Here is a 7,229-nt window from a genome sequence, read left to right as displayed (position 1 = left end):
ATATCAGTAAAATTGCTCTTTCCTATTGTACTGGACTAGACTAATAACCGCTATAGTTACGTGTGAACAAGTTTTATACTGGAGTAATTATGAGTAAAAAATCAGAATGTGTTAACTGGCACTTTTCTAACGAGTTAGCAGTAAAACTTAACTTTCTTCCACGTGTATCCGCCCTTTGGTAGACTTGAAAACTGAAATAGGCAGATGAAACTACGCAAATTCAAGCAGCTGAGAGGGCAAACTCTGTGGAAAATTCACTTGGTTTAGAAATTATTGAAGTAGTAGAGCAAGCCGCGATCGCATCCGCAAAGTGGATGGGTAAAGGCGAAAAAAACATCGCTGACCAGGTAGCTGTGGAAGCTATGCGGGAGCGGATGAATAAAATCTATATGCGCGGTCGCATTGTGATTGGGGAAGGCGAACGCGACGACGCGCCCATGTTATACATCGGGGAAGAAGTTGGTATCTGTACCCAACCAAATGCCAGTAGTTTGTGTAACCCTGATGAATTAATTGAAATTGATATCGCCGTTGACCCTTGTGAAGGTACGAACTTGGTAGCTTATGGACAACCTGGTTCGATGGCTGTCTTGGCAATTTCTGAGAAGGGTGGATTATTTGCTGCTCCTGACTTTTACATGAAGAAGTTAGCAGCACCTCCCGCAGCTAAGGGCAAAGTAGATATCAACAAGTCAGCAACAGAAAACCTCAAGATTCTTGCTGAGTGTCTAGATCGCTCGATTGAAGAACTCGTGATCGTGGTCATGAAGCGCGAACGCCACAACGATTTAATTAAAGAAATCCGTGAGGCTGGAGCCAGAGTCGCCCTAATTTCAGACGGAGATGTGGGTGCAGCCATTAGCTGCGGTTTTGCTGGAACTAACATCCACGCGCTGATGGGTATCGGTGCGGCTCCTGAAGGTGTAATCTCGGCAGCAGCAATGCGTGCTTTGGGTGGACACTTCCAAGGTCAACTGATTTACGATCCAGCTGTCGTAAAAACGGGTCTAATTGGAGAAAGCAGAGAAGCCAATATCGACCGCTTAAAGTCTATGAATATCAATGACCCCGATAAGGTCTATGATGCTCATGAGCTGGCATCTGGTAAAACTGTTCTGTTCGCTGCTTGCGGTATTACCAGTGGTAATCTCATGGAAGGTGTACGTTTCTTCAACGGCGGAGCTAGAACTCAAAGCTTGGTAATTTCTAACCAATCGAAAACTGCTCGATTTGTTGATACGATTCACATGTTTGGTGAACCCAAGACTCTCCAACTGAACTAATTTTTAGGGAATGGGGAATGTTAAAAGTAGGGGTAAAGCATTTGGAAAAAAATATTTCGATAAAACGGAAAAATATTCACCCAAATGCTTCATCCTTACACTAGTTAGTAGTTAGTATTTAGTGATTAGTTATTGTTTGTTGGTTGAAAAAACTATCAACCAATAAATAATAATTCCCCATTCCCTATTTCTCACTCAATGCCCGATTGCCAACTACCAATTAGTAACTACGATTTAGCAAATGAATATAGCAGTGGTGGGGTTAAGCCATAAAACAGCCCCAGTAGAAGTCCGGGAAAAACTGAGCATTCCAGAACCACAAATTGAAAGTGCGATCGCTCAACTGGCCAGCTATCCTCATATTGATGAAGTTGCAATTCTTAGCACTTGTAACCGTCTGGAAATTTACATTGTCACCAGTGAAGCAGACCAAGGTATTCGGGAAGTAACGCAGTTTCTTGCGGAATACAGTAAATTGCCCGTGATTTCTCTGCGACAACACTTATTTATGCTGCTCCATGATGATGCCGTGATGCACGTTATGCGGGTAGCAGGTGGTTTAGATAGTCTGGTACTCGGAGAAGGTCAAATTCTGGCTCAGGTGAAGACTACTCACAAACTGGGACAGCAATATAGTGGTATAAAAACCATTTTGAATCGATTATTTAAACAAGCGCTGACAGCTGGTAAGCGAGTTCGCACTGAAACTAGTATTGGTACTGGTGCTGTCTCTATCAGTTCGGCAGCTGTGGAGTTAGCACAGATAAAAGTGGCAAATTTGGCAGCTTGTCGAGTAGTAATTCTGGGTGCTGGTAAAATGTCGCGGCTGCTGGTACAACACCTAATTTCTAAAGGTGCTGTGGAAATTAGTATTGTAAATCGCTCTCGCGATCGCGCCCAAGAATTAGCAAAGCTGTTCCCTCAACAACCGATCAAAATTCATCCACTATCGGAAATGATGAGCGTAATTGCCGATAGTGATTTGGTATTTACAAGTACTTCGGCAACAGAGCCAATACTTGATCGGGCCAAATTGGAAATGGTTGTAGAAGTTCAGCGCTCTCTAATGTTATTTGATATTTCCGTGCCGCGTAATGTTCATGCGGATGTAAATGAATTGGAAAATGTGCAGGCGTTTAATGTGGATGATTTGAAGGCAGTAGTAGCGCAAAACTACGAAAGCCGTCGGAAGATTGCACAAGAAGCAGAGAAACTTTTAGAGGAAGAAGTGGAAGCCTTTGATATTTGGTGGCGCAGTTTAGAAACTGTTACCACTATTAGCTGTCTGCGAAATAAAGTCGAAACCATTCGCGAACAAGAGTTAGAAAAAGCTTTGTCGAGATTGGGTTCGGAATTCGCCGAAAAACATCAAGAGGTGATTGAAGCATTAACGCGGGGAATTGTCAATAAAATTTTACATGACCCGATGGTGCAATTGCGATCGCAGCAAGATGTGGAAGCCAGACGGCGCTGTATGCAAACTCTGCAAATGCTGTTTAACCTTGATGCAGAAGAACAGTTTAGTTAAATTCAACAACGAGATCCCCGACTTTTTTGAAAAGCCGGGGATCTAAGCTTTTAAATTAGATATACTTCTAATTAGATACCTATCTAATTAGAAGTTAGTTATGCAACCAGAGCAATTTAACATATTACTCCGCTTTTTCAAGGCATTAGCGGATGATAGTCGATTGAAGATTGTAGGTATCCTGGCGAATCAGGAGTGCAGCGTCGAAGAATTGGCGGTGCTACTGCAACTCAAGGAACCAACGGTATCCCATCATTTAGCGAAACTTAAAGAGCTAAATTTAGTAACAATGCGTCCTGAAGGTAATAGCCGTCTATATCAATTGGATAGCGAGGCTTTACAAAGCATTAGCAAGGAAATTTTTACACCTGAGAAAATAGCATCCTTGATTGGGGATGTGGATACTGAAGCTTGGGAAAGCAAAGTGTTAAAAAACTATTTCGAGGACAATCGCCTCAAAGAAATTCCTGCTAGTCGGAAAAAGCGTCTAGTTATTCTTAAGTGGTTAGCAAACCAGTTTGATGTAGGAGTCAACTATCCTGAACGTTTGGTAAATGATATTCTCAAACGCTACCATATCGACAGCGCCACCCTGCGACGAGAGTTGATTGCTTGCCAGTTAATGCAGCGAGAAAATGGCATTTATTGGCGTACAGCATAGATATGGAAGATGAATAAACCGCACAATCATAGGTTGTATTTTTATGCAGTTAGAAACACAAAAATTCTATTACACACCTGAAGAATATTTAGAAATTGAAGAAAAGGCAGTATATAAAAACGAATACCGTGATGGAGAAATTGTACCGATGACGGGTGGCACTACAAATCATAATAAAATTGCTTTAAATTTAGCTGCATCCTTAAAAATTGCTTTAAGGCGTAAAAATTATGATGTTTATATTGGTGATGTGCGTTTATGGATACCCCGTTATCGGCAGCATACATATCCTGATGTGATGGTGATTGAGGGACAACCTATTTATACAGGAACCAGTACAACAACGGTTATGAACCCAATGTTAATTGCTGAAGTTTTATCTAAATCAACTAAAAATTATGACCAAGGCGATAAGTTTCTTTATTATCGCTCTATTCCTGAATTCAAGGAATATATTTTAATCGATCAATATCAGTATCACGTGATGCAGTATGTAAAAACTGCGGAAAGTCAATGGTCATTTACTGAACTTGAACACGAATCTGCAACTTTATCACTGCAAACGGTTGATTTTCAAATTGAATTGCGCGACCTTTATGAGCAAGTAAATTTTGCAGAAAATAACGAAGATTAAAATAATTCGTAATTCGTAATTCGTAATTCGTAATTCGTAAGAACTCTCAAAATGTTGAAAAAAGAAATTTTATAGAACTATTGTCAAAAATCACCTATCGAATCGGGATTGTAATTACAAACTCTGCACCCTGTTCCGGTAATGAAATGCACTGTAACGAGCCACCATGTTTTTCAGTAATAATCTGGTAGCTAATTGATAATCCCATACCAGTACCTTTACCAACAGGTTTAGTGGTGAAAAAGGGGTCAAATAGATGTGACTGGATTGCTTCTGGAATTCCTGTGCCATTATCAGCAATATGAACAACGACAGTTTCATTCACCTGGGTTGAAGAAATCCGAATTATTGGTTCTGGACAAAGCCCATTTTGAAAAGCCTCTTCTAAAGCATCAATCGCATTTGCCAAGATGTTCATAAATACCTGATTTAATTGTCCTGCAAAGCACTGAATTTTAGGTATTTCACCATAGTCTTTAATCACTGTGATTTGAGGGCGATGGCTTTGGGATTTGAGACGATATTGTAAAATTAACAGGGTACTGTCAATCCCTTCATGGATATCAGCGATTTTAAACTCGGCTTCATCTAAACGAGAGAAGATTCTTAAACTAAGGACAATTTCCCGAATGCGACTGGCTCCAATCTTCATGGAAGTCAACATTTTAGGCAAATCTTCGGTTAAATATTCAATATCAGCTTCTTCTTTAGCATTTTGAATTTCTGGTTCTGGGTAGGGGTAATATTTTTGATAAAGTTGAAGTAACCACAATAACTGTTGAGTATAATCATCAGTGTGCTTGAGATTGCCATAGATGAAATTAACTGGATTGTTGATTTCATGAGCAATACCAGCAACCAACTGTCCTAAAGAAGACATTTTTTCTTTCTGGATTAATTGGGACTGAGTAAGCCTAAGTTCTTGTAAAGTTTGCTTGAGAACAATATTTTTTTGTCGCAGTGCTTGTGTTCGTTCTTCTATTTTAGATTCTAGTGTTTGGCTATAAACTTCTAGCTTTTGATTCGCTTCATATTGTTCTGCTAGCAGTACTTTTACCTGTTGAATTAACTGGTTAAAAGAAATGGCTAAGATTCCAACCTCGTCTTCAGTTGTTACGGGAGCTTGGAGATCAAAATTAGATTCTTGAGTAACTCGTTGTGCCACATGTGTGACAGCTTTGAGTGGACGAGTAATTGTTCGCGAAATTAAAAACCCAGTAATTGCTAAAATACTACTTCCCAATAAAAATAATAGTCCTAAATGTTGCCATAACTTATATTGAGCAACCTCTAACAATGATATGGAATACAACACTGTAGTTGTTAAAGACTGACTTGCTCCTGTAAATACAATACTTTTGGCTAAATAGTTTTTGTTATCAATAGTGATTCGCCTAGCGGGCAAATCAGGATCAGGAAATTGCCAAGTTCCGCTTTTGGATGCCAACAAGGTTGCCGCAACTACACGATTTTGTCTCTGGACAATCAGATGTTTAGAGGAACCCGCAGCAATTTGTTGCAGTAGAGTATCGTCTACTAAGTTACCAATGATGATTCCTCCCAAGAGTCCTGCTGATGATTTGATTCCATTTGTTACTACTTGTAGAACTTGTTGCTTGCTTTCTACATCTACCAAATCGACTAAATGCGCTCCTCTACTAGCAGTGCTAGTAACTATTTTGTCTAGAAACTTGGCTTGACTTAACGAGTTATTCCGTAAATCTATGAGGACATTGCCCTGAGTATCGATTACCTTAATCCAATCCAATTTCAAAACAGACTTCAGTGGTAATAATATCTGCAAAAGCAACCCTTGATTACGCTGTTTAACAGCCTGATTCAGCATATCTCGATTAGCAATTAGCTCGATTTCAGTTTCTAGTGTTTGCTGTTCATGCTGAAAATCCTGATAAACTCGTTCGCTAAAACTACCGATTTGTTGGCTAAAGTTCTGATTCAAACTATCCGTAAACCACTGTCCTAACACGACTAAGCCCAACATAAAGACGCTAAGACAAACTGCAAGCAGCGGTAGAACAATTTTTTGGCTGAGTCTCAGCCCCCTGAAAAATCTCTGCATGGGATATTCAATTTATTTGGCAGTAACAAAGCCATTATTTTGTAGTAGTTTTTCGCCTTCTTTGCTAAAGATAAAATCAATAAAACCCTGAGTAGTTGCTGAAGGTGATTTTTCCCAGAGAATACCTATGTGACGCACCATTTGATATTTACCAGTGGCAAAGTTTTGTGCTTTAGGAGCAATACCATTGAGACTGAGATGATTAACAGGCAATTTATTGATGAGGGAAGATGCCAAAGAAAAAGCACCGAGGGAATTAGGAGTACTTTGTAAGGTTTCGATCAGTTCTCCTTCTTTATTCAAAATCACGGCTTTAGCTGTAGTCTTTTCTTCTCCCAAATAATATTTTCGCAATAACTTTTTTGCTGACTCGTCTTCGGGTCTATCTAAGAGTACAATATCTGCGTTAGCACCGCCTAATTCTCGCCAATTTGTGATGTCACCTTTGTAAATGGCTTTTAATTGCTTGGTTGATAAGTTAGTAACACCTTTAACACTGTTATGGGTGGCGACAACTAACAAATCTTGTGCAAGTTCCCGATATTGAATTTTCCCGTTATCTTCTTCTGGTTTGAGTTTATGACTGCTACCAGCGATATCAATAATATCGTTTTTTAGGGCTGCGATCGCACCTTCAGATTGGCTATTGGAGATAAACTCAACTTTGACAGTTTTATTTTGGGATTGATAAGCTTGTCCTAAAAGTTTTAAAACCGTTACTGTTGAACTGGAACCACCAATTTTGATAAGTTTTTTAGTTTGAGAATCGGCTTGGTTAGTAACTTGATTAGCATTGGTTAAATCAGTTGGTTTGACTGAGTTACAACCGCACATACCAAAGAAGATGATGCCGACAATCATTGACTGAGCAATCTTTTTCATAAGTGAGTCTTGAAATATCCAAAACTAGATATCTATCCTAAACTTTCATAACTTAATATTCCCGAATACTTATAAAATGTAACGGGTAAATGAAATAATTCATCATAAATCAGGACTTACGCAACTGGCACAAATAGCGGGCGGGGCTACACCCCGCCACG

The 7,229-nt window shown here is 39.5% G+C and carries 6 protein-coding genes; 4 read left to right on the top strand and 2 right to left on the bottom strand.

All coding sequences use genetic code 11. The annotated features are described in order from the left end of the window. Positions 1-245 precede the first annotated feature (245 nt). From glpX to ACM0OX_RS34610, 4 genes are all read left to right on the top strand, one after another. Complete coding sequence (gene glpX / locus ACM0OX_RS34625) at positions 246-1,283, top strand: class II fructose-bisphosphatase (protein ID WP_414519615.1); 1,038 nt, start codon at positions 246-248, stop codon at positions 1,281-1,283. A 241-nt stretch (positions 1,284-1,524) separates the two neighbouring features. Next, positions 1,525-2,811, top strand: a complete 1,287-nt coding sequence (locus tag ACM0OX_RS34620; RefSeq protein WP_414519613.1) for a glutamyl-tRNA reductase — start codon at positions 1,525-1,527, stop codon at positions 2,809-2,811. A 100-nt stretch (positions 2,812-2,911) separates the two neighbouring features. After that, positions 2,912-3,472, top strand: a complete 561-nt coding sequence (locus ACM0OX_RS34615) for a metalloregulator ArsR/SmtB family transcription factor (RefSeq protein WP_414519611.1) — start codon at positions 2,912-2,914, stop codon at positions 3,470-3,472. A gap of 43 nt (positions 3,473-3,515) precedes the next feature. Then, complete coding sequence (locus ACM0OX_RS34610) at positions 3,516-4,106, top strand: Uma2 family endonuclease (RefSeq protein WP_414519609.1); 591 nt, start codon at positions 3,516-3,518, stop codon at positions 4,104-4,106. A gap of 94 nt (positions 4,107-4,200) precedes the next feature. On the opposite strand, the gene ACM0OX_RS34605 is transcribed toward ACM0OX_RS34610, so the two are convergent. Both ACM0OX_RS34605 and ACM0OX_RS34600 read right to left on the bottom strand, forming a co-directional pair. Next, on the bottom strand, positions 4,201-6,186 hold the full coding sequence (locus ACM0OX_RS34605; protein ID WP_414519607.1) for an ATP-binding protein: 1,986 nt from the start codon (positions 6,184-6,186) through the stop codon (positions 4,201-4,203). A gap of 12 nt (positions 6,187-6,198) precedes the next feature. Further along, positions 6,199-7,068 (bottom strand): substrate-binding domain-containing protein, encoded by an 870-nt coding sequence (locus tag ACM0OX_RS34600; RefSeq protein WP_414519605.1) that lies wholly within the window; start codon positions 7,066-7,068, stop codon positions 6,199-6,201. Between the last annotated feature and the right edge of the window lie 161 nt (positions 7,069-7,229).

The organism is Nostoc sp. PCC 9305, from assembly GCF_963920915.1.
GTDB lineage: Bacteria > Cyanobacteriota > Cyanobacteriia > Cyanobacteriales > Nostocaceae > Nostoc.
The sequence above is the reverse complement of the archived record's forward strand: the minus strand, read 5'-3'. Positions and strand labels throughout refer to the sequence as shown.

What these genes read in the sequence shown, in the direction of transcription:
- ACM0OX_RS34615 (WP_414519611.1), top strand. Translation starts at nt 2,912, where the DNA reads ATGCAACCAGAGCAATTTAACATATTACTCCGCTTTTTCAAGGCATTA.
- ACM0OX_RS34600 (WP_414519605.1), bottom strand. Translation starts at nt 7,068, where the DNA reads ATGAAAAAGATTGCTCAGTCAATGATTGTCGGCATCATCTTCTTTGGT.
- ACM0OX_RS34610 (WP_414519609.1), top strand. Translation starts at nt 3,516, where the DNA reads ATGCAGTTAGAAACACAAAAATTCTATTACACACCTGAAGAATATTTA.
- ACM0OX_RS34605 (WP_414519607.1), bottom strand. Translation starts at nt 6,186, where the DNA reads ATGCAGAGATTTTTCAGGGGGCTGAGACTCAGCCAAAAAATTGTTCTA.
- ACM0OX_RS34620 (WP_414519613.1), top strand. Translation starts at nt 1,525, where the DNA reads ATGAATATAGCAGTGGTGGGGTTAAGCCATAAAACAGCCCCAGTAGAA.